Origin of the sequence: Jannaschia sp. W003, assembly GCF_025144335.1 — a bacterium.
Taxonomy (GTDB): Bacteria; Pseudomonadota; Alphaproteobacteria; order Rhodobacterales; family Rhodobacteraceae; genus Jannaschia.
On the sequence record NZ_CP083539.1, the window covers coordinates 1,252,440 to 1,279,075 of the forward strand.

The 26,636-nt window shown below is 73.8% G+C and carries 25 protein-coding genes and 1 tRNA gene; 14 read left to right on the forward strand and 12 right to left on the reverse strand.

The features are described from left to right. The first annotated feature begins 107 nt into the window (after window positions 1-107). From K3554_RS06020 to K3554_RS06030, 3 genes are all read left to right on the forward strand, one after another. Window positions 108-674 carry a cytochrome P460 family protein gene (locus K3554_RS06020; protein ID WP_259944921.1) on the forward strand — a complete coding sequence of 189 codons (567 nt, stop codon included), beginning with the start codon at window positions 108-110 and terminating at the stop codon, window positions 672-674. A gap of 66 nt (window positions 675-740) precedes the next feature. After that, window positions 741-1,427, forward strand: a complete 687-nt coding sequence (locus K3554_RS06025; RefSeq protein ID WP_259944923.1) for a phosphatidylcholine/phosphatidylserine synthase — start codon at window positions 741-743, stop codon at window positions 1,425-1,427. Window positions 1,428-1,498: 71 nt separating this feature from the next. After that, on the forward strand, window positions 1,499-2,413 hold the full coding sequence (locus K3554_RS06030; protein ID WP_259944925.1) for an HNH endonuclease: 915 nt from the start codon (window positions 1,499-1,501) through the stop codon (window positions 2,411-2,413). 4 nt (window positions 2,414-2,417) lie between these two features. Here K3554_RS06030 and K3554_RS06035 read toward each other — a convergent pair whose 3' ends face one another. The 3 genes from K3554_RS06035 to K3554_RS06045 are packed head-to-tail and all read right to left on the reverse strand — an operon-like array spanning window position 2,418 to window position 3,915. Next, entirely contained in the window at window positions 2,418-2,765 is a 348-nt protein-coding gene (locus K3554_RS06035) for a hypothetical protein (RefSeq protein ID WP_259944928.1), read from the reverse strand. A gap of 53 nt (window positions 2,766-2,818) precedes the next feature. Further along, a complete protein-coding gene (locus K3554_RS06040; RefSeq protein ID WP_259944930.1) occupies window positions 2,819-3,226 on the reverse strand; it encodes a CopD family protein in 408 nt (135 codons plus the stop codon). Continuing rightward, window positions 3,226-3,915, reverse strand: coding sequence for a DUF599 domain-containing protein (locus K3554_RS06045; protein ID WP_259944935.1), 690 nt, complete (start codon window positions 3,913-3,915; stop codon window positions 3,226-3,228). Before K3554_RS06045 ends, K3554_RS06040 begins: the two co-directional genes overlap by 1 nt. A 98-nt stretch (window positions 3,916-4,013) precedes the next feature. Here K3554_RS06045 and K3554_RS06050 point away from each other — a divergent pair, with 98 nt between their 5' ends. From K3554_RS06050 to K3554_RS06070, 5 genes are all read left to right on the forward strand, one after another. After that, complete coding sequence (locus K3554_RS06050) at window positions 4,014-5,447, forward strand: FAD-linked oxidase C-terminal domain-containing protein (protein ID WP_259944936.1); 1,434 nt, start codon at window positions 4,014-4,016, stop codon at window positions 5,445-5,447. Window positions 5,448-5,680: 233 nt separating this feature from the next. Further along, a complete protein-coding gene (locus tag K3554_RS06055) occupies window positions 5,681-6,751 on the forward strand; it encodes an FAD-binding protein (protein WP_259945802.1) in 1,071 nt (356 codons plus the stop codon). 1 nt (window position 6,752) lies between these two features. Beyond that, entirely contained in the window at window positions 6,753-8,171 is a 1,419-nt protein-coding gene (glcF, locus tag K3554_RS06060; RefSeq protein ID WP_259944937.1) for a glycolate oxidase subunit GlcF, read from the forward strand. 65 nt (window positions 8,172-8,236) lie between these two features. Continuing rightward, window positions 8,237-9,031: a serine protease gene (locus K3554_RS06065; protein ID WP_259944938.1), complete on the forward strand. Its 795-nt coding sequence runs from the start codon at window positions 8,237-8,239 to the stop codon at window positions 9,029-9,031. A 161-nt stretch (window positions 9,032-9,192) separates the two neighbouring features. Beyond that, complete coding sequence (locus K3554_RS06070) at window positions 9,193-10,179, forward strand: hypothetical protein (protein WP_259944940.1); 987 nt, start codon at window positions 9,193-9,195, stop codon at window positions 10,177-10,179. A 23-nt stretch (window positions 10,180-10,202) separates the two neighbouring features. Here K3554_RS06070 and K3554_RS06075 read toward each other — a convergent pair whose 3' ends face one another. Genes K3554_RS06075 through K3554_RS06085 form a run of 3 tightly spaced genes read right to left on the reverse strand, consistent with a single transcriptional unit; the run spans window position 10,203 to window position 12,609 of the window. Continuing rightward, window positions 10,203-11,018 (reverse strand): 1-acyl-sn-glycerol-3-phosphate acyltransferase, encoded by an 816-nt coding sequence (locus K3554_RS06075; RefSeq protein WP_259944942.1) that lies wholly within the window; start codon window positions 11,016-11,018, stop codon window positions 10,203-10,205. Then, window positions 11,015-11,935, reverse strand: a complete 921-nt coding sequence (locus K3554_RS06080) for an ABC transporter permease (protein ID WP_259944943.1) — start codon at window positions 11,933-11,935, stop codon at window positions 11,015-11,017. The genes K3554_RS06075 and K3554_RS06080 overlap by 4 nt, the downstream gene beginning before the upstream one ends. Continuing rightward, entirely contained in the window at window positions 11,932-12,609 is a 678-nt protein-coding gene (locus tag K3554_RS06085) for a cell division ATP-binding protein FtsE (protein ID WP_259944944.1), read from the reverse strand. The genes K3554_RS06080 and K3554_RS06085 overlap by 4 nt, the downstream gene beginning before the upstream one ends. Window positions 12,610-12,769: 160 nt before the next feature. Between K3554_RS06085 and K3554_RS06090 the strand changes: the two genes are divergently transcribed. Next, window positions 12,770-13,651 (forward strand): zinc-ribbon domain-containing protein, encoded by an 882-nt coding sequence (locus tag K3554_RS06090; RefSeq protein WP_259944945.1) that lies wholly within the window; start codon window positions 12,770-12,772, stop codon window positions 13,649-13,651. A gap of 180 nt (window positions 13,652-13,831) precedes the next feature. Here K3554_RS06090 and K3554_RS06095 read toward each other — a convergent pair whose 3' ends face one another. From K3554_RS06095 to K3554_RS06115, 5 genes are all read right to left on the reverse strand, one after another. Further along, the gene (locus K3554_RS06095) at window positions 13,832-16,417 is read right to left on the reverse strand and encodes a DUF4175 domain-containing protein (protein WP_259944946.1); all 2,586 of its coding nucleotides are present in this window, start codon (window positions 16,415-16,417) and stop codon (window positions 13,832-13,834) included. A 28-nt stretch (window positions 16,418-16,445) separates the two neighbouring features. Next, the gene (gene lysA, locus K3554_RS06100) at window positions 16,446-17,720 is read right to left on the reverse strand and encodes a diaminopimelate decarboxylase (protein ID WP_259944947.1); all 1,275 of its coding nucleotides are present in this window, start codon (window positions 17,718-17,720) and stop codon (window positions 16,446-16,448) included. Window positions 17,721-18,100: 380 nt separating this feature from the next. After that, window positions 18,101-19,123: a low specificity L-threonine aldolase gene (locus tag K3554_RS06105; protein ID WP_259944948.1), complete on the reverse strand. Its 1,023-nt coding sequence runs from the start codon at window positions 19,121-19,123 to the stop codon at window positions 18,101-18,103. Beyond that, complete coding sequence (locus K3554_RS06110; protein WP_259944949.1) at window positions 19,120-19,596, reverse strand: YcgN family cysteine cluster protein; 477 nt, start codon at window positions 19,594-19,596, stop codon at window positions 19,120-19,122. The genes K3554_RS06105 and K3554_RS06110 overlap by 4 nt, the downstream gene beginning before the upstream one ends. After that, a complete protein-coding gene (locus tag K3554_RS06115) occupies window positions 19,586-20,509 on the reverse strand; it encodes a bifunctional riboflavin kinase/FAD synthetase (RefSeq protein WP_259944950.1) in 924 nt (307 codons plus the stop codon). The genes K3554_RS06110 and K3554_RS06115 overlap by 11 nt, the downstream gene beginning before the upstream one ends. A gap of 85 nt (window positions 20,510-20,594) precedes the next feature. On the opposite strand from K3554_RS06115, the gene K3554_RS06120 reads away from it, so the two are divergent. From K3554_RS06120 to K3554_RS06140, 5 genes are all read left to right on the forward strand, one after another. After that, window positions 20,595-20,668 (forward strand) — tRNA-Gly (locus tag K3554_RS06120). 289 nt (window positions 20,669-20,957) lie between these two features. Continuing rightward, on the forward strand, window positions 20,958-22,739 hold the full coding sequence (locus K3554_RS06125) for an ABC transporter transmembrane domain-containing protein (RefSeq protein ID WP_259944951.1): 1,782 nt from the start codon (window positions 20,958-20,960) through the stop codon (window positions 22,737-22,739). Between the two features lie 46 nt (window positions 22,740-22,785). Beyond that, window positions 22,786-23,004: a mercury resistance system transport protein MerF gene (merF, locus tag K3554_RS06130; protein ID WP_259944953.1), complete on the forward strand. Its 219-nt coding sequence runs from the start codon at window positions 22,786-22,788 to the stop codon at window positions 23,002-23,004. After that, window positions 22,971-23,186 carry a GDCCVxC domain-containing (seleno)protein gene (locus tag K3554_RS06135; protein ID WP_259944955.1) on the forward strand — a complete coding sequence of 72 codons (216 nt, stop codon included), beginning with the start codon at window positions 22,971-22,973 and terminating at the stop codon, window positions 23,184-23,186. The genes merF and K3554_RS06135 overlap by 34 nt, the downstream gene beginning before the upstream one ends. Window positions 23,187-23,286: 100 nt before the next feature. Then, complete coding sequence (locus K3554_RS06140; protein WP_259944957.1) at window positions 23,287-25,173, forward strand: acyl-CoA synthetase; 1,887 nt, start codon at window positions 23,287-23,289, stop codon at window positions 25,171-25,173. Window positions 25,174-25,183: 10 nt separating this feature from the next. Here the strand turns inward: K3554_RS06140 and K3554_RS06145 are convergent, their stop codons facing one another. Further along, complete coding sequence (locus tag K3554_RS06145) at window positions 25,184-26,488, reverse strand: lyase family protein (protein ID WP_259944959.1); 1,305 nt, start codon at window positions 26,486-26,488, stop codon at window positions 25,184-25,186. Between the last annotated feature and the right edge of the window lie 148 nt (window positions 26,489-26,636).

Here is a 26,636-nt window from a genome sequence, read left to right on the forward strand (position 1 = left end):
GCCCATCCGGTCACGGCTGTCAACGAAGGCGCGCGTTCACGCAGACGTCGGATGCACGTGACCGGACGCCGCGTCACCGTCGGGGCATGCAACCGAAGGAAGCCCCCATGTCCCGCACCGCCGCCACCGCCGCCGTCCTGCTCCTGCTCGCCGCCCCCGCCGGGGCCGAGGGTTACGTCGTGGAGGGCGACCCCTGGGAGCTGGGCGAGGCGGGCGTGTCCGAGCTCTACGGCTGCATGGAGGCGCGCATGGCCGCGGGCTACGCCTCCGGCGGCGACCCGGCCGCCGTGGCCTACCGCGGCTGGACGGCGGCCGCCACGCGCCCCGCCGTGGCCGGTCCCCACGGCGAGCGCTTCCTGCTGACCTTCGCCAACCCCGTCGCCGCCGAGCAGTACCTGCGCTTCGAGGAGGAGGGGTTCGAGATGCCCGTGGGCTCCGTGCTAGCCAAGGAGTCCATCGCGGTGGGCGAGGGCGGCGTGCCCCGGGTCGGGCCGCTGTTCCTCATGGAGAAGGTGGACGGCGCGCCCGAGACGGACGGCTGGCGCTACTCCGCCGTCATGGAGAACGGCGCTTACGTCGACCACACCCAGGCCTTCTGCCACGACTGCCACGCGGCCTTCGCCGATCGCGACGCGCTGGGCTACCCGCTCGAGGAGGTGCGCGTCGCGCGCTAGGCGCGCCCGCGCGCGCACCCCGGCTTCCGCTCGACATCCCCCCGCGCGGCGGGCAAGTCTCGCCCCATGTGGCCCCGCACCCGCGCCCTCTCCGTCCACGCGCTCACCGCCTCCGGGGCGGTGTTCGCCATGTTCGCGCTGCTCGCCGCCGTGGAGACGGCGTGGTCCTGGATGTTCCTGTGGCTGCTGGCCGCCCTCGTGGTGGACGGCGTCGACGGGCCGCTCGCGCGGCGCTGGGAGGTGACGCTGCACGCGGCGCGCTTCGACGGCGTGCTGCTCGACCTCATCATCGACTACCTCACTTACGTCTTCATCCCGATCTACGCGCTCTACGCGAGCGGCCTCGTGCCCGGCTGGGCCGGCTGGGGGGTGCTGATCGTGGTGCCCTTCGCCTCGGCGCTCTACTTCGCGGACACGCAGATGAAGACCGAGGACGCCTCGTTCGAGGGCTTCCCCGGCTGCTGGAACATGGTGGCGCTGGTGGTCTTCGTGACCGAGCCGAACCCCTGGCTGACGCTGGTGGTCGCGCTGGTGCTCTCGGCGGCAATGTTCCTGCCGGTGCGCTTCGTCCACCCCGTCCGCACCCGCCGCTGGCGCCCCCTGACCCTGGCGATCACGACCGTCTGGATGGTGCTGGCCGTGGTCGCCTCCTGGGGCGAGTTCGGCCTGCCGCCCCTCGCCGCGGGCCTGTTCGGACTGGCGAGCCTCTACCTCCTGCTCGCGGGCGCGGCGCAGCAGGTGGTGCGGGGGTAGGGCGGCGTCCTTAGTGCTCCGATAACCGAAAGCGGGCTTGCCCCCACAGCCTTGCGGGGTTTCCTGGGCGCATGGCGAAGCTGGTCCTCATGCACAAGTTGGGCTCGGGTTACGACGACGAGCCTCCGGTGCGCTACGAATTTCCCGACGTCTATCTCTCGCGGATGCGGGACGCGGTCGGGGACTGGATCGTCTACTACGAACCGGGACGGCGCGCTCAACGCTACTTCGCCGTCGCGCACATCGCGGACATCGTCCGAAGCGACGGCAATCCCGGTCACCACTTCGCCGAGATCACCCCGGAGACGTATCTGCCGCTCGTCGACCCGGTGCCGCGGCTGGACGGTGGACGCCCGTTGGAGTCGGCCCTGCGGGCGGCGGATGGTTCTCCGATCCGAGGAGGACAGGCCATGTCCGCCGTTCGCCGCCTGCCCGACGCCGAGTTCGCCGCCATTGTGAACCGGGGCCTGCCCGCTGACCTGGAGGCCGTGGAGGCCCGGCGCTACGACCCCGCCGGGCCCGGCCTCGCGGAGCCAATCACCGCCTTCGACCGCCCCGTGATCGAGCGCCTCACGCGGCGGGCCTTCCGCGACATGGCCTTCCGCCGCCGGGTGCGCGAAGCCTACGGGCACCGCTGCGCGCTGTCGGGGCTGACGCTGCGCAACGGGGGCGGGCGGCCCGAAGTCGAGGCGGCGCACATCGTTCCGGTGGCGCGGGGCGGCAGCGACTCGGTGCGCAACGGGCTGGCGCTGTCGGGCACGCTTCACTGGATGTTCGACCGGGGGCTGGTGTCGGTGGCGGGCGACCTCTCGATCCTCGTGTCGGGCAACAAGGTGCCCGGCGACGTGGCCGCACGCCTCCTGGTCCCCGACCGACAGATCCGCTTGCCCGCCGATGCGCGCGACCACCCCAGCCGCGAGGCGCTGCGCTGGCACCGCGAGCACGTGTTCGGCCAGTGGAACGAGGACGGGCCCGCGCCCTGGTAGCCCTTCAGGGCAATGCCACCTCGACCGCCTCGCCCCAGCCGTGGACGGTGTCGTGGGCGCGGACGTGGACGGAGCGGGTACCTTCGGGGAGGGCCACGCCGCCGAGGCTGCGGGTGAAGGGCTGTTCGTCGACATGGGGGTGGAGGAGGGTGCGGCGGGCGATCTCGGTGCCGTCCGCGTCGAGGACGGCCCAGGCGTCGGCGTAGTGGTCCCAGCCGGCGTCGGCGTGGCGGACCGTGACCGCGAAGCGCCATTCGGTTCCGGTCCGCGCGGCCTCGACGGCGACCACTTCCGGAGCGTCCGCGAGGGCGGGCAGGGGGGCGAGGAGAAGGACGGCGAGGAGGCGGTGCATGGGCCGAGCCTGCGCGCGGGCGCGGGCGCGGTCCAGTCGCATCTGCGTGAGGCTCAGGGCTTCGCCACCACAGCCCAGAGGATGGCGAGGAAGACGACCACGCTCGCCTCGTTGAACACCCGCAGCCAGCGGTCGGAGCGGGGAAAGCGGCCCCGGCGGGCGTCGCGCACCATGAGGCCGGTCCAGGCGTAGTGCCCCGCCAGCACGGCCACGAAGAGGGTCTTCCAGTGGGTCCAGCTCGGCCAGCCCCACCAGGTCGCCAGCCACAGCCCCAGCGCCACGCCGATCACGGCGAGGCCGGCCGAGAAGCGGTAGAGGCGGAACGTCAGGTCGCCGATGGGGCCCTGCTCGCCCCGCAGCTCCCAGTCGCGGCGCCAGTAGATCAACGCGCGGGGTACCGCGAAGACGCTGGCCATCCAGCCGAACACGGCCAGCAGGTGGATGATCTTGACCCAGTCCATCAATCCTCCAGCAGCACGGCGCGGCTCTGCGAGGCGAACTCGCGGCCGAGCACGACCCAGAGGGTGAGCAGGGTAGCCGCAAGCAGCGCCCAGCCGCCGAGGAGCCAGGCCAGCGCGGCGAAGGCGAAGTAGATCGAGCGCAGGCCGCGGTTGAAGTTCACGGCCGCTCGCGCGTTCAGATCGGCGGCCTGCCGGGCGCGGACCGGGGCAAGGGGGTCGGAGGCGTCGTTGGGCGTGGAGGCCATGACCACGGCGCAGTAGCCGAACAGGCGGTTCGACCAGATGAACTTGAACACCGCATGGGCCAGCAGGAGGGCCACGGGCATCAGCTTGGCCTGCAGGAACAGCGTCGGCTGGGCGTCCGAGAGCATGTCCAGGGCCAGGCTCTCGAGCCGCTCGGCATTGCCCGCGAGCGCCAGCACGCCGCCCACCGCGATGAGGGCGGCGGAGGCCAGGAACGTGGTGCCCTGGCGCAGGCTGCCGAGGATCTGGGCGTCGAACACGCGGGGCTGGCGGCCGATCATCTCGCGCATCCACGCATGGCGGTAGCGCGCCATCAGGAGGCCGACGGAGGGGCGCCCCGCGGGCGGGTGTTCGATGGCCCAGGTGGAGCCGGCCCAGCCGAGACCGAGCACGCCCAGGGCAACCGAGTCGGTTAACGAGATGTTAACGAGGAGGTCGGCGATCATGTCGCGGGCCTATCACCGGCCGCTTTCCTTGCCTTCCCCGGAAATTGGTCATATTACTTTACCAATCACGCCCCTGTCACCCCCGGAGGACGCCCCCCATGCAGATGCCCGAGCCGAACCGCTTCGCGCTGGCCCGCAGGGACGAGCTGCTCGCGCGCCTCGGCGCCGTCCTGCCCGCCGAGAGCGTCATCGGGAGCGAGACCGAGCTCAAGGCCTACGAGTGCGACGCGCTCACCGCCTACAAGTGCCCGCCCCTGGCCGCCGTGCTGCCGCGCACCACGGAGGAGGTCGCCGCCGCGCTGCGGGTCTGCCACGAGATGGGCGTGCCGGTCGTGCCGCGCGGCGCGGGCACCTCGCTCGCGGGCGGCTCGCTGCCCACCGCCGACAGCGTGATCCTCGGGACCGCGCGCCTCACGGACGTGCTCGAGGTGGACTACGCCGACCGCGTCATCCGCGTGCAGTCGGGCCGCACCAACCTCTCGGTCACCGGCGAGGTCGAGGGCGAGGGCTGGTTCTACGCGCCCGACCCCTCCTCGCAGCTCGCCTGCGCCATCGCCGGCAACATCGGCATGAACTCGGGCGGCGCGCATTGCCTGAAGTACGGGGTCACCACCAACAACCTGCTCGGCGTGCGCATGGTGCTGATGGACGGCACGGTGGTGGACCTCGGGGGCGCGCACATGGACGCGGGCGGGCTGGACCTGCTGGGCGTGGTGTGCGGCTCGGAAGGGCAGCTCGGCGTCGTGACCGAGGCCACCTTGCGCATCCTGCCCAAGCCCGAGGGCGCGCGGCCCGTGCTGATCGGCTTCGACTCGAACGAGGTGGCGGGCGCCTGCGTGGCCGACATCATCAAGGCCGGCGTCCTGCCCGTGGCCATCGAGTTCATGGACCGCCCCATCATCCGCATCACCGAGGACTTCGCGGGCGCGGGCTACCCGGACTGCGAGGCGCTGCTGATCGTGGAGGTGGAAGGCTCCGAAGCGGAGATCGAGGAGCAGCTTTCGACCATCACCGAGATCGCCCGGCGGCATGACCCGGTGGAGCTGCGCGAGAGCCGGTCCGAGGACGAGTCGGCGCGCATCTGGCTGGGCCGCAAGTCGGCCTTCGGCGCCACGGGGCGGGTGGCCGACTACATGTGCCTCGACGGGACGATCCCGGTCTCGGAGCTGCCGAAGGTGCTGCGGGGCATTGGGGAGCTGTCGGAGCACTACGGCCTGAAGGTCGGCAACGTGTTCCACGCGGGCGACGGCAACATGCATCCCCTCATCATGTACGACGCCAACGCCGAGGGCGCGCTGGAGACGGTGGAGGCCATGGGCGCCGACATCCTGCGCCTGTGCGTCGACGTGGGCGGGTGCCTGACGGGCGAGCACGGGGTCGGGGTCGAGAAGCGGGACCTGATGACTCACCAGTTCGCGCCCGAGGACATGGAGGCGCAGATGCGGGTCAAGGACGCGTTCGATCCTGGGTGGCTGCTGAATCCGGCGAAGGTGTTTCCGTTGGCATCCACCGCCGGGCGGCGTGCCGGTTGAGCGGTCGGATGCCTCCGGCGGAGGTATTTGGGAAGCAAAGACGGGCAGGGGGGCGCGCGGATGGTTAACGGGGTGGTCATGGGGATTGGTCAGGGAATCGGACCGGAACGGGGTGGGTGTCGGGGGGGTGCCCCCCGTACACCCCCCGTGCACCCCCCGTGCACCCCTGCGGCGTCGATGGTTCGGGGGCCTGCGGATCGGTCAGGTTTCCGACCGGGAGGGCGTGCGCCGTGCTGAGACCCGAATCCGAGGCCGAGCTGGCCGAGATGGTGCGCGGGGCGAACGGGCCCCTCTCGGTGCGCGGCGGGGCCACGCGGCACCGGCCCGGCGCGGGCGAGGCGCTGACGACCGCCGGGCTTTCGGGCATCGTGCTCTACGAGCCGGGCGCGCTGACGCTGGTGGCGCGGGCGGGGACGCCCGTCGCGGAGGTCGAGGCGGCGCTGGCAGCCGAGAACCAGCGCCTGCCGTTCGAGCCGATGGACCATCGCGCGCTGCTGGGCACTTCGGGCGAGCCGACGATCGGCGGCGCGGCTGCCGTCAACGCCTCGGGCCCCCGCCGCGTGGTGGCGGGCGCCTGCCGCGATGCCATGATCGGGGTGCGGTTCGTGGACGGCACCGGGACCGCGATCAAGAACGGCGGGCGGGTGATGAAGAACGTCACCGGCTACGACCTCGTGAAGCTGATGGCCGGAAGCCGTGGCACGCTGGGCGTGCTGACCGAGGTCGCCTTCAAGGTGCTGCCCGCCGCGCCCGCCGCCGCCACCCTGCGGCTGCGGGGCTTGGACGTGGGCGAGGCGGTGCGGGCGATGGCCGCCGCGCTCGGCTCGCCCTTCGAGGTGAACGCGGCCGCGCATGGGGACATGGGCACGGTGCTGCGCGTCGAGGGCCTGCCTGGATCGGTGGACTACCGCGCCGGCGCGCTCGCCCGCGTGCTGGCCCCCTGGGGCGAGGCGGAGCGGATCGAGGACGGCGCCGTGCTCTGGCGCGACGTGCGGGACGCGCGCGCCGTCGCGGGCGCGGGCGACGTGTGGCGGGTGCACTGCCGGCCCTCCGAGGCGCCCGCGGTCGTCGGCGCCGAGCGCGCCGAGGCCGCGCTGATCGACTGGGGCGGGGGGCTGGTGTGGCTGCGGGTGGCCGAGGGCTCCGACCTGCGCGCCGCGCTGCCGCCCTTCGACGGCCACGCCATGCGCGTCACCGGCCCCCACGAGGCCCCGCCGCAGCCCGCGCCCGTCGCCGCCCTGGAGCGCGGCATCCGCGAGCGCTTCGATCCGCGCGCGCTGTTCCGCACCCCGGAGACCGCCTGACATGCAGACCACCTTCACGCCCGAGCAGCTGCGCGACCCCGACACCGCGCGCTCCAACGAGATCCTGCGGGCCTGCGTGCACTGCGGCTTCTGCACGGCGACCTGCCCGACCTACCAGGTGCTGGGCGACGAACTCGATAGCCCCCGGGGACGCATCTACCTCATCAAGCAGATGCTGGAGGAGGGGCGGCCTGCCGACGCGGACACGGTGAAGCACATCGACCGGTGCCTGTCCTGCCTCGCCTGCATGACGACCTGCCCGTCGGGGGTGCACTACATGCACCTCGTCGACCACGCCCGCGCCTACATCGAGGAGACCTACGAGCGCCCCTGGCGCGACCGCGCGCTGCGCTGGGTGCTGGCGCAGGTGCTCCCCTATCCGAACCGCTTCCGCCTCGCCCTCTTGGCCGCCAAGATCGGGCGGCCCTTCCGGCGGCTGGTCCCCGACGCCCGCCTGCGGGCGATGCTGGAGATGGCGCCCGCCGTGATCCCGCCCGTGAGCCGCAACGACGATCCGCAGACCTTTCAGGCGGAGCGCCCCGAGCGGCGGATGCGGGTGGCCCTGATGACGGGCTGCGCCCAGCGGGCCCTCAACACCGACATCAACGACGCCACGATCCGCCTGCTCACGCGGCTGGGGGCCGAGGTGGTGATCCCGGACGGCATGGGATGCTGCGGGGCGCTGACGCACCATATGGGCAAGACCGAGAGCTCCCACGGCTTCGCGGCGCGCAACATCGAGGCGTGGACGCGCGAGATGGAGGGCGGGGGGCTCGACGCCATCGTGGTGAACACCTCCGGCTGCGGCACCACGGTGAAGGACTACGGGCACATGTTCCGCACCGACCCCGCGATGGCCGGGAAGGCGGCGGCGGTGTCGGCCATCGCCCGCGACGTGAGCGAGGTGCTGGTGGAGCTGCTGCCCGCCGACCACCCGTTCGAGACCCCGCCGCGTCCGGCGCGCGACGGTGTGGGGGGCGTTCCCACGGAGCGGCTGCCGGAGGCCGAGGGGCGGGGGCCGATGCGGGTCGCCTACCACGCGGCCTGCTCGCTCCAGCACGGGCAGAAGGTGAAGTCGGCGCCGAAGGACCTGCTCAAGCGCGCGGGTTTCCAGGTGGTGGAGCCGCGCGACGCGCATCTGTGCTGCGGCTCGGCGGGCACCTACAACCTGATGCAGCCGGAAATCTCGAAGCAGCTCAAGGCGCGCAAGGTGGCGACCTTGGCCGAGCGGCGCCCGGACGTGATCGCGGCCGGCAACATCGGCTGCATGATGCAGATCGGCACGGCCGCGGGGGCGCCGGTGGTGCACACCGTGGAGCTGCTCGACTGGGCCACGGGCGGGCCGGTGCCGCCCGCGATCGCCGCATTCGAGCCCCATTCCGCGCCGCGCGCCCCGGAAACGCCCCGCCTGCGCGCCTGACCGGCCCCGTCCCCGTCCCGATCGGCCCGCAGGTTGTCGCCAGGCGGTGAACGGTGGAGAGGCGCATGCGGACATTTCTTCGAAAGGCGGCGTTCGGGATGCTGGGCGCCCTGATGGTCGCCGGGGCCTCCTGGGCCGACAGCCTCGAGACGCTGGCCACCGCCGACCAGACGCGGGGCTACGAGGCGGTGGGCCGCCTCAACTTCGGCGACCGGGGCTTCTGCACCGCCTCGCTGGTGACCTCGGAGGTGGTGATCACCGCGGCGCACTGCCTGTTCGACAAGGTCACCGGCGAGCGGGTCGCCATCGGGGAGATCGAGTTCCAGGCCGGCCTGCGCTTCGGCCGCGCCGAGGCCTACCGCGGCATCCGCCGCGTGGTGATCCACCCCGCCTACACCTTCGAGTCCGCCGAGCGGCTGGACCGCATCGGCGCCGACCTCGCCCTCCTCGAGCTGGACCGCCCCGTGCGCAACGGCAACGTGCTTCCGTTCCGCACCCACATGCGGGTGCGCGAGGGCGAGACCGTGCAGGTGGTGAGCTACGCCAAGGACCGCGCCGACGCCCCCTCGCGCGAGGGGGCCTGCGAGGTGCTGGCCCGCGACAGCGACATCCTGGTGCTCTCGTGCTCCGTGGACTTCGGATCGTCGGGCGCGCCCGTGTTCGTGCGCCAGGGCGACGAGATGCGCATCGTCTCGGTGATCTCCGCCAAGGCCACCTGGGGCGACCGCCCCGTGGCGCTGGCCGCGGTGATGGAGGGCGAGCTGGAGCGGCTGATCCGCGAGTTCGCCCGCACGCCGGCCTTCGGCCCCGTGGGCAAGACCGTGACGCCCTCGGACGTGCTGCCCACCGCCGCAGACTGAAGGCGCGCGCCCCCGTCCCGCGGAAGGCCCCCCGACGCCGCCGCGGAGGCGAACTCTTACGCTGCGTAACCTTGTCAGATCGACGCCGGAGGCGCACACTCCGGCGCCGCCGGCGCGCGATGTCCGCGCCCCCGCGGGGTTAAGGGCAGGGGGAGCACCATATGCCTTACGACACCTACCAGTTCACCGCGATGTCCGAGGCGTCCCTCACGATCGGCGGCCAGAAGAACTTCCACGTCGGCGACACCATCGTCGTCCCGGGCGAGGCCACGGTCACGGTCTCGGTGCTCGACGACGACGGCACGCTGTCGGGCGACAACCGGGTCGGCGAGCGGGCCGACGACGACACCGGCCAGAGCGCCTCGATCCTCGGCGCGGACGGCAGCGAGACGGGCAACGGCGGCCGGATCTACGCCGAGTCCTTCTACTGGGTCAGCGACGACCAGGGGAACCGCTACGTGCTGGTCGAGATCGAGCAGGAGGGCGCGAGCGGCGACCTGTTCGCGTTCCACGCCGCCTACGGCGTCCCGGCGCCCGGGGTGCAGCTCCACGTGGAGCAGAAGGTGAACGCCCGGGAGAGCACGATCCTGCCGGACTACGCCGACCTCGCCGGCGGCGCGGTGCAGCCCCCGCCCGTGCCCGAGGACGAGTACGTCTTCACCGCCTACAACGAGTTCGACCTCGTCAGGGGCGGCCACGAGAACCTCTACGTCGGCCAGACCATCATGCTGCCCTCGGCGGCCACGCTCACGGTCACCGTGGACGACGACGACGTCTCGCTGTCGGGCGACAACGTTCGCAGCGAGTACGCCGACGACGAGACCGGGCAGACGGCCTCGGTCCGGGACGTGAACGGGCAGGAGGTGGGCAACGGCGCCAAGATCTTCGCCGAGGCCTACTACTGGGTCAGCGACGCCGAGGGCCGGCGCTACATGATGTTCGAGATCGAGCAGGAGGGCACGCCCGACGACTACTTCGTGTTCCACGCCTCTTACGGCGTGCCCGAGGCGGGCGTGGAGCTCCACGTCGATGCGAAGCGCAACGTCAAGGAGAGCACGGTGATGCCGGACTACGCGGACCTGCTGTCGCACCCGCTCGGCGAGCCGGACGCGGCCGCCGAGCCGGAGTGGAACGGCCTCGTGGGCTGAGGCGGCGCGGCGCGGGGCGGGGCCTAGTCCCGCTCCCGCGCCGGCTCCAGGGGCGGCAGGCCGGTGGTCTCGTGCACGGCGCGGCGCAGCGGGTCGCCCACGGGCGGGTGCGGCGGCGGGCCGACCGGGAAGCCGGCCTCGGCCATCAGCCGGTTCGAGGCGGTCTCGATGCGCCGCTCCAGCGTCTCCATGAAGGCCTGGCGGCCCAGCCCCGGCGGGATCGGCTCCAGGAACTCCACCACGGCGCGGCCGGGGCGGCGCAGGACGCCGCGCTTGGGCCAGAAGACCCCGACGTTGGTGGCCACCGGGTAGCAGGGCTGCCCCAGCATCTCGTAGATCGCGAAGGTGCCCACCTTGTAGGGCTTGTCGGCGCCCGGGGCCACGCGGGTGCCCTGGGGGTAGATGATGAGCTGGCCGCCCCGGCGCTCGCCGGCGGCGAGCTGGGCGAGCATGTGGCGGATGGCCTCGGCGCGGCGGCCGCGCTGGACGGGGATGCAGCCGATGCGCATGCCGTACTGCCCCACCACGGGGGCGTAGCGCAGGATCGACTTCATGATGAAGAAGCCCCGCGGCACGGCGCCGTAGATCATCAGCACGTCGAGGAAGCTCTGGTGCTTGGCGGCCACCATGCCCTCGCCCGTGGGGGGCGTGCCGCGGATCTCGGGGTGGAGGCCGACCATGACGGGGAGCATCCGCTGCACGTCGAGGCAGTAGCGCCGGCAGCCCGCCCGCGCGCCGCGGCGCGAGACCAGCATCCACGGCAGGTAGGCGAGGCCGATCACCGGGAGCCAGGCGTAGACCGCGACGTTGAGCGCGAGGCTGCGGAGCCACTGGATCATTCGAACCTCCGGAGGGCGCGCGCGGTGGCGCTTCGGGTGGCCAGGAACGCCACCAGCGCGGCGAGCGGCGGGATCGCGGCGGGCAGGAGCCAGCCCGCGCCCGAGAAGCCGAGGCCGGTGAGGAAGCCGCCCGCGCCCTCGGCGGCGGGCAGGGCGGCGATGGCGAGCGCGCCGAGCAGCGCGCCTCCGGCGGCGCCCGCGAGCGCCCGCAGCGTGAAGCGGCGGGTGAAGGCGCGCACCACGAAGCTGTCGCGCGCGCCCACGAGGCGCAGCACGCGGATCACCTCGGTGTTGGCGGCCAGAGCCGCCTGGGCGCCGAGGGTGATGGTCACGCCCGTCACCACGGCGATCAGCCCGAGGGCGAGCCAGCCGAGGCTGCGCAGGCGCTCGGCGGCATGGACGAGGGGGGCGCGCCAGCGGGTGTGGTCGTCGAGCACGGCGCCGGGCACCTCGGCCTGGAGCCGCAGGCGCAAACCTTGCGCGTCGAAGTCCTCGCCCTCCTCGACCTCCACGAGGCGGGGCAGGGGCAGGCTGTCGAGCGGCAGGTCGGGGCCGAGCCAGGGGGCAAGGAGGGCCGCGCGCTCATCTGCGCCGATCTCGCGCGCGCGCTCCACGCCGGGGGTGGAGGCGAGGATGGCGAGCACCGCGCGGGCCTGGGCGTCGCCCTGCCCGGCGGGGGCGCTGATGCGCACCGTGGAGGCGCGGGCGAGGCCCTCGGCCCAGCGGTCGGCGAGGCGGGCCGAGGCCAGCGACAGGGCCAGCGCGAAGACGGCGAGGAAGGCCATCGCGCCCGAGGCCACCACGGTCAGCCAGACGGTGTGGCCCGCGGGCGGCACCACGCGGTCGGCGTCGCGGTCGCCGAGCGCGATCTCGGCCAGGGCGCGCAGGCGCCCCGTCGCCGCGGCGACGGCGCTCAAAGGTCGGCCCCGGCGACCGTGAGGCGCCCGCCGGCGAGGCGCAGGACGCGGGCCTGCACCATGCCCTTGGCGGCGCGGATCAGCCCGAGGTCGTGGGTCGCCACCATCACCGCCTTGCCCATGCGGTTGAGCTCGGCGAGCAGGGTCAGGAGGCGCTGCGACATCTCCCAGTCGACGTTGCCGGTGGGCTCGTCGGCCAGGATCACGTCGGGGTCCATGATCACGGCGCGGGCGAGGGCCGCGCGCTGGCGCTCGCCGCCCGACAGCTCGGGCGGGCGCGCGTCGGTGCGGTGCCCGAGGCCGACCCAGCCGAGGAGCTGGTCGAGGTCGGCGCGCAAGCTCGCGGGGTCCTGGCCAGCGACGCGGAGCGGCAGGCCGACGTTCTCGTCCATGGAGAGGTGGTCGAGGAAGCGGCAGTCCTGGTGCACCACGCCCACGCGGCGGCGGATGCGCGCGAGGCGGTCGCGGTCGATGCGGCGGCTGTCGGTGCCGAACAGCAGCGCCTCGCCCTCGGTGGGCTTGAGCTCGCCGTAGAGCATCTTCATCAGGGTGGTCTTGCCGGCGCCCGAGGGGCCGGTCAGAAAGTGGAACGATCCGGGGGCGAGCAGGAGGTCGACCTCGCGCAGGAGCGCGCCGCGCCCGTAGCTGTATCCGGCCTGTTTCAGCTCGATCATGCCATCCGCCCCCGCCGCGGCCCCTATGCCAGCGCCACGGGGACGCCGCAATCTTGCATATCCGCCACGCGGCCGTTGCCGGTGCGGCAACGACGGGTTGCCCCCCCGTCTCCCGTCGCTAGGGTCGGGGCGATTGCGGCGAGGCGAGGACCGTGCCCCCATGCGCCTGACCTGCCCCAGCTGCGGGGCCAAGTACGAGATCGACGCCGATCTGATCCCCCCGGGCGGGCGGGACGTGCAGTGCTCGAACTGCGGCGCCACCTGGTTCCAGGATGCGGCGGACGCGCGGCGTCCGGCGCCGGCCGGGGCGGAGGGCGACGCGGAGGCGGACACCGGAGCCGAGCCGGAGGACGCCCCCGCCGAGGCGCCGCGGCGCCGGCGTCCCGACGAGGCGGTGCTCGACGTGCTGCGCCAGGAGCGCGAGCGCGAGGCTCAGCTGCGCGCCGCCGACGCGGAGGCCGCGGCGAAGGCGGCCGCGGCGAAGGCCCGCACGGCGCCGGAGCCAGAGGCCGCCGCGGAGCCCGCGTCCGCGACGCCGCCCCCCGCCGCCGACGACGATCCGGCCACGGTGGGGGCCCGCGAGCGCGCCCGCATCGCCGCCGCCGCGGCGCTGGCCCGCGCCCGCGACCGCGATCCGCCGGAGGAGCGGCCGGCCCCCGAGCCGGCGCCGCCGGCCGCTGCCGCTGCCGCTGCCGCCGCCGCCGCGCCCGCCCCGGCGCGGCGCGACCTCCTGCCGGACATCGAGGAGATCAACTCCACGCTGCGGCCCGACGAGCGCGCCGCCGAGCAGGCCGCCGGGGCCGAGCAGCCCCCCGAGGAGGAGGCGCCGCGGCGCGGGGGCTTCCGCCTCGGCTTCGTGTCGGTGCTGCTGGTCGCGGTGCTCGCGGCGCTGGTCTACATCTACGCGCCGCTGATCGCCGGAGCCGTGCCCTCGCTGGAGGAGCCGCTGCGCGACTACGCCTCCTGGGTCGACGGCATGCGCATCCGCATCGACGAGGGCGCCGGCGATCTCGCGGACTGGCTCACGCCCACGGAGGAGTGAGCGCCGCCCGGGATCGGTCCGGTGGACCGATGCCGGGCGCGAACGCGGTGGCGCAGGTCGTCGCGAGACCGCCGGGAAGACGCGCCCAGCTCTCCCCACCCAAACGCCCCCCTTCCTCTGGCCCCGAATATCCCGGGGGAGGCCCGAAGGGCCGGGGGCGGAGCCCCCCTGCGGGCCGGGCTAGAACCGCTCCAGGAGCCGCCGCAGGTAGTCGAGCTCCACCTCGGGCCGCTCCCGCTCACCCGACCGGCGGCGGATCTCGTCCATCAGCTCGCGCGCGCGGCGGGCCGCGTCAATGCCGCCGAGGAACTCCTCGTCGGTGCCCAGCCGCGCGCCCTCGCCGGAGCGGCGGCCAAGGGGATCGCGGCGGAAGCCGTCGCCGGTGCGCTCGGCGGCCTGGCCCTGGCCCTGCCCGGGCTGGCCGTCCTGCCGCTCCTCGGCCAGGGCGCGGCCCAGCTCCTGCATGCCGTCGCGCAGGGCGTCCATGGCGCGGGCCTGGTCGTCGAGGGCGCCGCCGAGGTTGCCCTCGGCGAGGTCGCTCTCGGCGTCGTCCATGGCACGGCCGGCGCGGTCCAGCGCCTCGGCGGCGCGCTCGCCGGCCTCGCCGCCTGTCTGCGGCAGGCCCTCGCGCAGGCCGTCGAGTTGCCGGCGCAGCTGGCCCTGGCGCCGGGCGAGGGCCTCGGGCGTGGTGCCGCCGCCGGGCTCGCCCTGCGCCTGTCCCTGGCCGCCCTGCGTGCCGGGCTGCTGCCCCTGGCCCTGCTGGCCCGGCTGCTGGCCCTCGCCCTGCTGGCCGTCCTGGCCGGGCTGCTGGCCCTGGCCTTGCTGCTGGCCCTGCTGCTCGCCCTGCCCGGGGGCGGGGTCGAACTGCTCCTGCAGCTCGCGAAAGGCGTCGTCGCTCAGGCCCTGCTGCTCGCGCAGGGTGTCGCGCAGGTCGTCCATGGACTGCTCGCCCTGCGACTGCTGCTGGCCACCCTGGCCGCTGCCCTGTCCTTGCGTGACCTGGAGGTTCTCCATCATCTCCTGGAGCTGGCGCAGCAGCTCCTGCGCCTCGGCGGTGCGCCCCTGGGCCATCAGCTCCTCGATGCGCTCCATCATCTGGTCGAGCATGTCGGGCGTGACCTCCTGGGTCTCGCCCTCGGCCTGCTGCTGCTGGCCCTGCTGTCCCCCCTGCTGCGCGAGCTGGCGGGTGTAGTCGTCCATCGCCTGCCGCATCTCGGCCATCAGGCGCTCGATCTCCTCGGGCGGCGCGCCGTTGCGGATCGCCTCGCTCAGGCGCTCCTCGGCCTGGCGCAGGCGCTCGAGGGCGGAGTCGAGCGAGTTCTCCTCGAGCCGCGTGGCGGCCTCCCAGAGCATCTCGGCGATCTCGTCGCGCAGGGGCACGTCGAGGGCGTCCACGCCCTCCAGCTTGCGGATCGCCATGCGGACGATGAGGTACGCGGACGGGTTGTCGAAGGTGTCGTCGCCGCGCCAGGACACGGCGCGCAGCACCTGCGCGGTGCGGCGGCGGTTCTCGCGCGACCACAGGAGGTCGCGGCGCATCTCCACGAGCGCGGCGGCCATGGGGTCGTAGAACGGCTTGGCGGGCAGCACGATGGCGGCCTCGGCGGTGCCGGTCTGCGCGGCGGCGTCGGAGACCTCGAGCGTGGCGCGCACGGGCAGGCCGGCGAGGGGGTGCTTGGCGAGGTCGGCGCGGAACGTCTCGCGGATGGCGTCGCGGCTGCCGGCGATGGGCAGCGCCATGTCCATCTCGATCGGGGCGATGGGCTCGGGGTCCGCGGCCAGCCCGTGGCGGCGGTCCACGGCGGCCAGGTCGAGGGCGAGGCGGATGCGGGCCGCGGTGATGCCGTGGTCGTCCTCGGCGGCCCAGGGGAGCGTGGTGGTGGCGGGGTGCTCGAAGCCCGGCTCGCCGGCGAGCGTGACCGTGGGGGCGGCGTCGGGCAGCACGTCGAGCGACCAGAGCGGCGCGGTCTCGGCGCCGTCGATGGCGAGCGTGCCGGAGCGGGTGGCGGCGAACTCCTGGATCGGCTCGGCGGGGTTCACCTCCGCGCGGCCCGAGACGGTCTCGGAGACCGAGAGCGCGCCGGGCTGGCCGTAGAGGCGCAGCGTCACCTGCGTGCCCTCGGGCACGGCCACGGTGCCGGGCGCGATCTCGTTGAGGTAGAGCGTGGGCAGGCCGGTGTGGCGGGGCGGCTGGAGCCAACCCTCCCAGGCGGGGCCTGCGGCCACGGCGCCGCCCGCGCCGCCGGGCAGCACGGGGGCGGCTGGAACGCGCAGGAGCGTGCCGAAGGTCACGGCCACGGCGGCGAGCAGGAGCGCCATGTAGCGCAGGGCGTAGGGATCGCGGCGGCTGACGCGCAGGTCGGGCGCGACCGCGCGGGCGGCGCCGAGGCGGCGGGCGAGGCGCTCGCGGTGCGCGGCCCAGACCGAGCGCGCGCCCGCGTCGGCGGCGCCGATGGCGAGGTCGTCCGAGAGCGTGGCGATGGGGCGGCCGGGCAGCGTGGCGTCGAGGCGGGCGGCGGCCTCGGCACGGGTGGGGGCGCGGAAGCCGCGCAGGCCGAGCACGGCGAGCACGAGGGCCAACACGCCCAGGGCGGCGATCAGCGAGGCCTCCCACAGCGGCGCGACCACGCCCGAGGCCCAGACCGCGACGCCGAGGAACAGCGCCGTCCAGGCCGGCCAGAGCGCGTGGGTGATCCGCTCGGCCCAGAGGCCGAGGCGGGTCAGCGCGAGCTGGCGGCGGATGCGGTCGAGCGCGTCGTGGGTCAAGGGCCCCTCCCGGTCGGACCCCCTTAACTTAGGGCGCGGCGAGCCAATCGGGAATGGCCTCGCGCCCGATCATCTCCTCGTAGGAGGGGCGTGGGCGGATCACGGCCCAGTCCGAGCCCTGCACCAGCACCTCCGGCACCAGCGGGCGGGCGTTGTATTCCGAGGCCATGGTGGCGCCGTAGGCCCCGGCCGAGCGGAACGCGAGCACGCCGCCCTCGGGAACGTGCGGCAATTCGCGCGCCTTGCAGAAGGTGTCGCCGGTCTCGCAGACGGGGCCGACCACGTCGTAGGGCGCGGTCTCGGCGCCGGGGGCCGGCTCGTGCAGGGGCACGATGTCGTGGTGCGCGCCGTACATGGCGGGGCGGACGAGGTCGTTCATGGCGGCATCGAGGATCAGGAAGTCGCGGCCCTCGCCGCCCTTGCGCCAGACCACCGAGGCCAGGAGGATGCCGGCGTTGCCGGCGATCAGGCGCCCCGGCTCGATCTCGATCTCGCAGCCCAGGTGGCCCACGGTCTCCCGCACCAGGGCGCCGTAGTCCGAGGGCAGCGGCGGGGCGAGGTTGGAGCGGGCGTAGGGAATGCCGAGGCCGCCGCCGAGGTCGAGGCGCTCGATGCGGTGGCCGTCGGCGCGCAAGGCCATCGTGAGGTCCGCCACCTTCGCATAGGCCTCGCGGAACGGCTGGAGGTCGGTGAGCTGTGAGCCGATGTGCACGTCGATGCCCACGGCGCGCAGGCCGGGGAGGCGGGCGATCTCGGCGTAGACCGCGCGGGCGCGGGCGATAGGGATGCCGAACTTGTTCTCGGCGAGGCCGGTGGAGATCTTCTCGTGGGTCTTCGCGTCCACGTCGGGGTTCACGCGCACCGTCACGGGGACCTCGACGCCCATGGAGGCGGCGATCTCCGAGAGGGCGCGCATCTCGGGCTCGCTCTCGAGGTTGATCTGGCGGATGCCGTTCCGGAGGACGTGGGCCATCTCGGCGCGGGTCTTGCCGACGCCCGAGAACACGATGCGCTCGCCGGGGATGCCGGCGGCGCGGGCGCGGCGGTACTCGCCCTCCGACACCACGTCCATGCCGGCGCCGGCGTCGCCGAGCAGCTTGAGGATGGCGACGTTGCCGGCGGCCTTCACCGCGTAGCAGACGAGGTGGGGCAGGGGTGCGAGCGCCTCGTCGAAGAGGCGCAGGTGCCGCAGGAGCGTGGCGGCGGAGTAGACGTAGGCGGGCGTGCCGACGCTGGCCGCGATCTCGGGCAGGGGCACGTCCTCGGCGTGGAGCACGCCGTCGCGGTAGAGGAAGTGGTCCATGAGGCGCTCCGGTCGGGGACGGGGGGCGTGTAGCGGGGGTGGGGTGGGGCGTCTAGGGAGCGGGGCGAGGGGCGTCTCGGGATGGGCGAGGCGGATCGGGGCGGGGTCCAGTGGACCGCGCCCCCGCCGAGCGGGGACCGATCCAGCCCCGAGCGCGGAGGCGCAAGCCGACGCCGGTGGCCGCCGGCGCGCTTCGCTTTGGGCAACATCTCCCGTGGCGGGCCGAGGCCCCGGCGCAAGGCCGGGGCGGAAGCGGCGCGCCACGCCCCGGCCTTGAGCCGGGGCCTCCGGGCACAAGGAGCGATGGCCCATCCGGGGCTTCGCCCGTTCGCGGCTCGATCAGTCCACCGGACTGATCGCCGGCTTCGCCGGACCGCCGCTCAACCGCGGAACAACTCCAGCAACCGATCCACCTCCGCGTCGGTCTTGGTGAAGTCGCACACCAGCCGGCAGAGGGGCCGCTCCACGTCGTCCATCAAGTAGTACTCGGCTTCCGACCGCGCCCGCCCGTGTGCCGCGCGGTCCAGCCGGGCGAAGATCATGTTGGCCTCGGGCTCCCAGACCAGTTCAGCCCCAAGTGTGCGGAGCCCCGCCGCCAGCCGCTGCCCGGCGGCGTTGGCCGCGCGGGCGTTCGCCAGCCAAAGGTCGCCCTCGAGGTAGGCCGCCATCTGCACCGCGAGGTAGCGGTGCTTCGACCACAGCTGCGCCGCGCGCTTGCGGCGGAGCTGCATCTCCCAGTGCTTCGCCGGGTCGCGCAGCACGATGGCCTCGACGGCCATGCAGCCGTTCTTGGTGCCGCCGAAGCTGACCACGTCGAAGCCGTCCGCCAGCTCGGCCGCCCCGCACCCGAGGGCGGCGCAGGCATTGGCGAAGCGCGCGCCGTCGAGGTGGAGCGCCAGCCCCGCCTCGCGCGCGGTTTCCTGCAGCGCGCCGATCTCGGCGAGGGAATACACCGTGCCCGCCTCGGTGACGTTGGTGAGGCTGAGCGCCCCGCGCTGCACCCCGTGCACGCCCTTGGTGCCGGTGCGGGCGAGGGCGGCGCGCAACGTGTCGGGCGTCATCTTGCCGCCCTCTCCGTCCGCCAGCACCAGCTTGGCGCCGCCGGTGTAGAACTCAGGCGCGCCGCACTCGTCCTCCTCGACGTGGGCGATGCGGTGGCAGATCACCGACTCCCACGGCTCGATCAGCCCGGCGAGGGCCAGCGCGTTGGCCCCGGTCCCGGTGGCGACCAGCAGCACCTCGGCCTCGGGCCAGCGGAAGGCGGCGCGGATCGCGTCCCGCACGCCGGGCATCCACGGATCGTTGCCGTAGGGCATGGCGGCCCCCGCGTTGGCCGCATTGAGCGCGTCCATGATCGGGGCGGCCACGGGACCGGTGTTGTCGGAGGCGAAGTTGAGATTCATGGCTCTCCCAGGGGCTCCTCGACGATGTGCTCCTCCCAGTCGTCCTCGGCCACGTCCATCTCGGAATGGGTCCGGCCCCGGAGCGACGCCCCCGCGGCGTGGGGGCTCTCGGGGTCGCCGGTCAGGAGGGGGTGCCAGCGGGGCAGGTCCCGGCCCTCGTGGAGGCGGCGGTAGGCGCAGGTCTCGGGCATGAAGTAGGCCACGTCGGGCAGCGACTTCGGCGTCAGCACCACGCAGTCGGGCACGAAGGCCAGCCGCGTCTCGTAGTGGGCGCAGCGGCAGGTGGCGTCGTCCAGGAGGCGGCAGGCGACGTCGGTGAACACCACCTCGGCGGTCTCCTCGTCTTCCAGCTTGTTGAGGCAGCACTTGCCGCAGCCGTCGCAGAGCGCCTCCCACTCGCGGGGGTTCAGCGTGCCAAGGGGCCGCTCCCAGAAGCGCGGGCGGAGCGGGTCGCGCCGGGGCCTAGAGGGCATCGAGCACCGCCCGCGCCCCGGCCCCGTCGCGCTCCATCTGGGCGACGAGGGCGTCCAGCCCGTCGAACCGCGCCTCGGGGCGCAGGAACTCGACCAAGGCGACCGACATCGGCGCGCCGTAGAGGTCGCCGGCGAAGTCGAAGAGGAAGGTCTCCAGATTGGGGGCGTTCTCGCCGAACATCGGGCGGACCCCCAGCGAGGCCACGCCCCGGTGCGCGCCGCGGTGGGGGCCGTCGAGCACATCGGCCAGCACGGCGTAGACGCCGAGGCGGGGGAGGTGCAGGCCTTCCATGCTCATGTTGGCGGTCGGCCAGCCCAGCGTGCGCCCGCGCTTCTCGCCGTGGATCACGGGGCCTTCGACGCGGTGCCAGTGACCCAGCATGCGCGCGGCGTCGCGGGGGCGGCCCCCGGCCAGCGCCTCGCGGATCGCGGTGGAGGACACGTCGGTGCCGCCCTCGGCCAGCAGCGGCGCGGCGGTGACCTCGAAGCCGAGACGCTGGCCGCCCGCGCGCAGGGTGTCCACGTCGCCCGACCGCCCCTTGCCGAAGCGGAAGTCCTCGCCGACCACAACGTGGGAGAGCCCGAGCGCGCCTGCCAGCACGTCCTCCATGAAGGCGTCCGGGGTGAGGGGGGCGATGCGGCGGAAGTCCAGTTCGAACAGGGCGTCCACGCCGATCTTGTGCAGGCGCGAGGCCTTGGCGGCGCTGTTCATCAGGCGGAACGGGGGCGCGTCGGGCGCGAAGACCTCGCGGGGGTGCGGCTCGAAGGTGACCACGCCGAGGGGCGCGCCGGGGCGCCGGGCGAGGTCGATCACGTGGCGGTGGCCGAGGTGCACGCCGTCGAAGTTGCCGATCGCCGCCGAAGCGCCGCGCGCGTCCGCCGGGATGGAGCTGGGATCACGGAACACGCGCATGGCCCGCGGGGTAGCGGGGCGGACGGGGGCGCGCAAGCGGACCCCTTGCCAAGCGGGGCCGCGCGTCGCAAATGAAGGGGGACGCGCGGGCGTTGTGTAATGGTAAGACCTCAGCCTTCCAAGCTGATGATACGGGTTCGATTCCCGTCGCCCGCTCCACTCCCCCCTCCCATCTTCGGTGCGTAGCGGGACCGGCGCGGTCCGGTCGGGGGTGACCGACGGTCCCTGTCTTCGTTTCGAAAATACCTCGGGGGAGGCCTGAAAGGCCGGGGGCAGAGCCCCCTCCAGCATCAATCTCCGGCGACCCCGCCGGTGCGGGGCCGCGTTCGCCGGGGTCGAGGTCCACTGGACCTCGCCCTCGTCCGGCTCACCCCCGTCCCGATCCGGCTCTCCCGTTGCGCCCCCGCCCCCCCGCCTGTACCTCCCCACCCGAGGCACCGGAGGGACGATGGCGGAGATCGAGAAGGCGTCCGAGCGGCAGGGCTCGAAGCGCGTGGGCAACCTCCTGCGCCTCGCGCCGTTCCTGCGACCCTACCGCGGCCTGCTCGCCGCCGCGCTCCTCGCGCTGACGCTCACCGCCGCCGTGTCGCTGATCCTGCCGCTCGCGGTGCGCCGCGTGGTGGACGGGTTCGAGACCTCGGCGGAGGGGCTGCTCGACCAGTACTTCCTGGCCGCCCTCTTGATCGCCGGCGCGCTCGCGATCGGGACGGGGCTGCGCTACTACCTCGTGACGCGCCTCGGCGAGCGAGTGGTGGCCGACATCCGCAAGGCCGTGTTCGGGCGCATGATCCGCATGAGCCCCGACTTCTTCGACGGCATCCTCACCGGCGAGGTGCTCTCCCGCATCACCACCGACACGACGCTGCTCCTGTCGGTGATCGGGTCCTCGGTCTCTGTGGCCCTGCGCAACGTGCTGATCTTCGCGGGGGGCCTCGCGCTGATGCTCTGGACGTCGCCCAAGCTCGGCGGGCTGGTGCTGCTGATCGTGCCGCTCCTGATCCTGCCGATCGTGATCCTCGGCCGGCGCCTGCGCCAGCTGAGCCGCGAGAACCAGGACTGGATCGCCGAATCCTCGGGCCGCGCGTCGGAGTGGCTGCTGTCGGCCCAGACCGTGCAGGCCTACACCTTCGAGCGCCAGGCCGCGGGACGCTTCGACGACGTGACCGAGGACTCGTTCCGCTCGGCCTCGAAGCGCATCGCGACGCGCGCGACGATGACCGTGATCGTGATCGCGCTGATCTTCGCCGCCGTGATCGCCGTGCTCTGGGTCGGCGCGCGCGACGTCCGGGCGGACGCGATGTCGATCGGCGAGCTGATCCAGTTCCTGATCTACGCGATCATGGTCGCGGGCAGCGTCGGCGCCCTGTCCGAGATCTGGGGCGAGCTGCAGCGCGCCGCCGGCGCCACCGAGCGGCTGGTGGAGCTGCTGGAGGTGGAGGACGCCGTGCGCGACCCCGCCACGGCGCATCCCCCCGCGCTGGGCGACGGGCTGCGCTTCGAGGGCGTGCGCTTCCACTACCCCTCGCGCCCCTCGGTGGCCGCCCTCGAGGGCGTGGACCTCCACGTCCGCCCCGGCGAGACCGTGGCGCTGGTCGGTCCCTCGGGCGCGGGCAAGTCCACGGTGATCCAGCTGATCCAGCGCTTCTACGATCCCGACGAGGGGCGCATCACCCTGGGCGGCACCGACCTGCGGGACATGGACCGGGCCGCGTTCCGGCGGCTGCTCGCGCTCGTGCCGCAGGATCCGGTGATCTTCGCGGCCTCGGCGCGCGACAACATCGCCTTCGGCACGGAAGGCGCCACGGCGGCGCAGGTCGAGGCCGCCGCCCGCGCCGCCGCGGCGCACGACTTCATCGCCGCGCTGCCCGAGGGCTACGACACCTACGTGGGCGAGCGCGGCGTGATGCTGTCGGGCGGGCAGAAGCAGCGCATCGCCATCGCCCGCGCGATCCTGCGCGACGCGCCGCTCCTCCTGCTCGACGAGGCGACGAGCGCCCTCGACGCCGAGTCCGAGCGCGCCGTGCAGGACGCCGTGGAGCGGCTTGCCGAGGGGCGCACCACGATCATCGTCGCCCACCGGCTGGCCACCGTGAAGGCCGCCGACCGGATCGTGGTGATGGAGGGGGGGCGCATCGCCGCCACCGGCACCCACGACGAGCTGGTGGGGCAGGGCGGTCTCTACGCCCGCCTCGCGCGGCTCCAGTTCACGGAAGGCCTCGCGGCGGAGTGATCGCGCCGCGCTCGCGCGCGGGGCGCGGGCGTGACAGGCTGCCCGGATGACCAACCCGCTCCTCGCCGTCGGCCTAGGAGGCTCCGCGCTCGCCGCCCTCTGCTGCGCGACGCCGCTGCTGCCGGCCGTGCTGGCCGCCGTGGGGGCGGGCGGGTTGACCGGCGTGCTCTACCGCGACGCGGTGCTCCTGCCCGTGCTCGCCTTCTTCCTCGCCCTCGCCGGAGTGGCCCTGTGGCTGAAGCACCGACGCTCCGCTCGCAGCTGACCTGCCCCGAATGCGGCCATTCGGGCGAGGAGCGCATGCCCACCGACGCCTGCGCGTTCTTCCACGAATGCCGCGGCTGCGGCGCGGTGCTGCGCCCGCTGCCGGGCGACTGCTGCGTGTTCTGCTCCTACGGCTCGGTTCCCTGCCCGCCGGTGCAGGCGGGCAGCGGCTGCCGCGGCTGAGACACGACGCCGCAGCGTCGCGCTTGAACGCGTGGCGCCGTTTCGACAGTCTCGCCCGAAACCGGGGAGGGAGCCCCGGACCGCACGGGAGGACGGGACCATGGCGAGCTTCGCCAACAAGCAGGACATTCTCGACATCGAGGCCGCCGAGCCGTGGGAGACGGTGCAGCCCGCCCGGACGCTCTGGCAGCTCCTGTCGCAGACCGCCGACGCCCACGGGGACCGCCCCGCGCTGAGCTACCAGCTGTTCTCGGGGCCCGCCGACCCGGCCGAGACGCTGACTTGGAACGAGTTGCGCGGCCGCGTGGCGCAGACCGCCAACCTCCTGCGCAAGCTCGGCGTGGGCGAGCGCGACGTGGTGGCCTACGTGCTGCCCAACTGCACCGAGACCGCCACCGTGCTGCTGGGCGGGACGGTCGCGGGCATCGCAGCCCCCATCAACCCGCTCTTGGAGCCCGAGCAGATCGGCTCGATCCTGCGCGAGACGGGGGCCAAGGTCGTCGTCACCCTGCGGGCCTTTCCCAAGACCGACGTGGCCCAGAAGGTCGCCGCCGCGGTGCGCCTGGCCCCGAACGTCGAGCACGTGCTGGAGGTGGACCTCCACCGCTACCTGACGGGCCTCAAGAAGCTCGTGGTGCCCCTGATCCGGCCCAAGAACCCCGTGACGCACCGCGCCACGGTGCACGACTTCGCCAAGGAGGTGGCCAAGCAGCCCACCCAGCTCGCCTTCGAGGACGGCGGGGCCGACCGCGTCGCGGCCTACTTCCACACCGGCGGCACCACGGGCATGCCCAAGGTGGCGCAGCACACCTACGAGGGCATGATCTACAACGGCTGGATCGGCCACCGCCTCCTGTTCTCCGAGCAGGACGTGGTGATGTGCCCGCTGCCCCTGTTCCACGTCTTCGCCTGCCACGTGATCCTGATGGCGATGGTCGCCTCGGGCGCGCACGTCGTCTTCCCGACGCCGCAGGGCTACCGGGGCGAGGGCGTGTTCGACAACATGTGGAAGCTGATCGAGCGCTACCGCGTCACCTTCCTGATCACCGTGCCCACGGCCATGGCCGCCATGATGCAGCGCCCCGTGGACGCCGACGTCTCGTCGATCAAGACGGCGTTCTGCGGCTCCTCGCCCCTGCCGGTGGAGCTGTTCAAGCGCTTCGAGAAGGACACCGGCGTCACTGTGGTCGAGGGCTACGGCCTGACCGAGGCCACCTGCCTCGTGTCGTGCAACCCCGTGGACGGCGAGAAGAAGATCGGCTCGGTCGGCATCCCCTTCATGCACTGCGACGTGAAGATCCTGATGGACAAGGGCGACGGCCCCGTGGAGTGCAAGGTGGACGAGGTGGGCGAGATCTGCGTCTCGAACCCCGGCGTCAACGCGCCCGACACCTACACCGAGGCGGCCAAGAACGCGAAGCTCTACCACTTCGAGAAGTACCTGCGGACCGGCGACCTCGGCCGCAAGGACGAGGACGGCTACCTGTGGATCACGGGCCGCGCCAAGGACCTGATCATCCGCGGCGGCCACAACATCGACCCCGCCGAGATCGAGGAGGCCCTGGCCGGGCACCCCGCCGTCGCCATGGCCGGCGCGATCGGGCAACCGGACGCCTTCGCGGGCGAGCTGCCCTGCGCCTACGTGGAGCTGGTGGCCGGCGCCGAGGTCACGCCCGAGGAGCTGGTCAGGCACTGCGAGACCCACGTCCACGAGAGGGCGGCGCGGCCCAAGCACATCGAGATCCTCGATGAGCTGCCCAAGACGGCCGTGGGCAAGGTGTTCAAGCCCGACCTGCGCCGCCGCGCCATCACGCGCGTCTACGACGCCGCATTGCGGGACGCGGGCATCAACGCGCGCGTCTCGGAGGTGGTCGAGGACAAGAAGCGCGGGCTCGTGGCCCGGCTGGAGCGCACCGGCGACGTCGAGGAGCGCGAGGTCACCGCCGTCATGGGCAACTACACGCGACCCTGGGAATGGGCGGCCTGAGGGCCTGATCCTAACCGGGCGCGCCCTCGCGTACGCGCGCCGCGAAGCGGCGGGCGTGGGCGGGGGCCTCGCCCCACTGCCGCTCGGGGCGGAAGCGGGCGGGGTCGAGCCCGGCCCGCTCCACCAGCGAGCCGCCGTGCTCCGCCACCTCGCGGGCCAGCGCCTTGGTGCGGGCCTGCGCCTCGGGGCGGGGCAGGGTCTCGGCCAGCGCGAAGCTGACGGCCTCGGCGTGGACGAGGCCCGAGGGGTCGTCCAGCGCGGCGCGCAGGCGCTCGGCGTCGGGCACGATCTCGAGCGCCGCCAGGATGTCCACGGCGCGGCCCGCCGCGACGGTCAGTTGCGGCAGCGCCAGCCACTCCCCGAACCATGCCGCGCCGTCGCGCTGGTCCCATGTCATGGCGCCGGCCTGCAGCGCGCCGTTCAGCCCCGCCGCGTGGGCGGCGAGCGCGCGCACGGCGCTGGGGCCGACCGGGTTGCGCTTCTGCGGCATGGTGGAACTGGAGCCGGCGCCCGCCGCCACCGCCCCGTCGCGCGCGAGCAGGAGGAGGTCGGTCGCCGCCTTGCCGCAGGCCCCCGCGAGCCGCGTGAGCCACGCCGCCAGCGCGGCCACGTGGGCGCGGTCGGCATGGGGCGCGCGCTCAGGGTCGCGCAGGTTCAGCGCGCGGGCGAGGGCGGCGCGCACCTCCGGCCCCCGCTCGCCCATCGCCGAGAGCGTGCCCGCCGCGCCGTGGAGCGAGACGATCTCGACCCGCGTCCGCAGGGGCTCCAGGTCCTCGCGCACCGCCAGCAGCCCCTCGCCCCATGTGGCCACCACCGCGCCGAAGGTGGTGGGGGTGGCGGGCTGGCCCCAGGTGCGCGCCGCCATGGGCGTCTCGGCATGGGCCTCGGCCAGCGCCGCCAGCCGATCCAGCGCCGTGTCGATGCGCCCCGCGACGAGGGCCAGCGCCTGGCGCAGACGCAGCGCCAGCCCGGTGTCGATGATGTCCTGCGAGGTCGCGCCCCAGTGGAGGAACTGCGCGTGCTCGGGCGCCTCCAGCGCCTTGCGGGTGGCGGCCACCAGCCCCGGCACCGAGATGCCGTCGCGCGCCACGTCCGCGGCCAGCCCCGCGGGGTCGACCTGCACCTCCATCGTGGCGCGGTGGAGGAAGGCCCCGGCGGTCTCGGGGATCACGCCCGCCGCGCCCTGCGCCTTCGCCAGCGCGCCCCACACGAGCAGCATGGCCCGCACCTCGGCGGCGTCCGAGAACAGGCGCCCCAGCTCGGCGTCGCCGAAGAGGTCGCGGTGGAGGGCGGAGTCGAAGGGCGTGACGGCCATGGGGCGCTCCTCGGGGGGGGATCGGCCCGCGTCTAGCGGGCGCCGCGCGGCGCGGCCAGCGGGGCCGCGTCGGGCGCCGGTGCGCGCGAAGGCTTCCCCCCGTGGATTTTTCCTGACACTGGTTTAGTTTAGCAGCCCACCGCCCCCT

What these genes read in the sequence shown, in the direction of transcription:
- K3554_RS06045 (WP_259944935.1), bottom strand. Translation starts at nt 3,915, where the DNA reads ATGATCGCCGACCTCCTCGTTAACATCTCGTTAACCGACTCGGTTGCC.
- K3554_RS06040 (WP_259944930.1), bottom strand. Translation starts at nt 3,226, where the DNA reads ATGGACTGGGTCAAGATCATCCACCTGCTGGCCGTGTTCGGCTGGATG.
- K3554_RS06145 (WP_259944959.1), bottom strand. Translation starts at nt 26,488, where the DNA reads ATGGCCGTCACGCCCTTCGACTCCGCCCTCCACCGCGACCTCTTCGGC.
- K3554_RS06125 (WP_259944951.1), top strand. Translation starts at nt 20,958, where the DNA reads ATGGCGGAGATCGAGAAGGCGTCCGAGCGGCAGGGCTCGAAGCGCGTG.
- K3554_RS06065 (WP_259944938.1), top strand. Translation starts at nt 8,237, where the DNA reads ATGCGGACATTTCTTCGAAAGGCGGCGTTCGGGATGCTGGGCGCCCTG.
- K3554_RS06085 (WP_259944944.1), bottom strand. Translation starts at nt 12,609, where the DNA reads ATGATCGAGCTGAAACAGGCCGGATACAGCTACGGGCGCGGCGCGCTC.
- merF (WP_259944953.1), top strand. Translation starts at nt 22,786, where the DNA reads ATGACCAACCCGCTCCTCGCCGTCGGCCTAGGAGGCTCCGCGCTCGCC.
- K3554_RS06140 (WP_259944957.1), top strand. Translation starts at nt 23,287, where the DNA reads ATGGCGAGCTTCGCCAACAAGCAGGACATTCTCGACATCGAGGCCGCC.
- K3554_RS06075 (WP_259944942.1), bottom strand. Translation starts at nt 11,018, where the DNA reads ATGATCCAGTGGCTCCGCAGCCTCGCGCTCAACGTCGCGGTCTACGCC.
- K3554_RS06110 (WP_259944949.1), bottom strand. Translation starts at nt 19,596, where the DNA reads ATGCCCTCTAGGCCCCGGCGCGACCCGCTCCGCCCGCGCTTCTGGGAG.
- K3554_RS06035 (WP_259944928.1), bottom strand. Translation starts at nt 2,765, where the DNA reads ATGCACCGCCTCCTCGCCGTCCTTCTCCTCGCCCCCCTGCCCGCCCTC.
- K3554_RS06025 (WP_259944923.1), top strand. Translation starts at nt 741, where the DNA reads ATGTGGCCCCGCACCCGCGCCCTCTCCGTCCACGCGCTCACCGCCTCC.
- K3554_RS06050 (WP_259944936.1), top strand. Translation starts at nt 4,014, where the DNA reads ATGCAGATGCCCGAGCCGAACCGCTTCGCGCTGGCCCGCAGGGACGAG.
- glcF (WP_259944937.1), top strand. Translation starts at nt 6,753, where the DNA reads ATGCAGACCACCTTCACGCCCGAGCAGCTGCGCGACCCCGACACCGCG.
- K3554_RS06090 (WP_259944945.1), top strand. Translation starts at nt 12,770, where the DNA reads ATGCGCCTGACCTGCCCCAGCTGCGGGGCCAAGTACGAGATCGACGCC.
- K3554_RS06020 (WP_259944921.1), top strand. Translation starts at nt 108, where the DNA reads ATGTCCCGCACCGCCGCCACCGCCGCCGTCCTGCTCCTGCTCGCCGCC.
- K3554_RS06105 (WP_259944948.1), bottom strand. Translation starts at nt 19,123, where the DNA reads ATGAATCTCAACTTCGCCTCCGACAACACCGGTCCCGTGGCCGCCCCG.
- lysA (WP_259944947.1), bottom strand. Translation starts at nt 17,720, where the DNA reads ATGGACCACTTCCTCTACCGCGACGGCGTGCTCCACGCCGAGGACGTG.
- K3554_RS06030 (WP_259944925.1), top strand. Translation starts at nt 1,499, where the DNA reads ATGGCGAAGCTGGTCCTCATGCACAAGTTGGGCTCGGGTTACGACGAC.
- K3554_RS06070 (WP_259944940.1), top strand. Translation starts at nt 9,193, where the DNA reads ATGCCTTACGACACCTACCAGTTCACCGCGATGTCCGAGGCGTCCCTC.
- K3554_RS06115 (WP_259944950.1), bottom strand. Translation starts at nt 20,509, where the DNA reads ATGCGCGTGTTCCGTGATCCCAGCTCCATCCCGGCGGACGCGCGCGGC.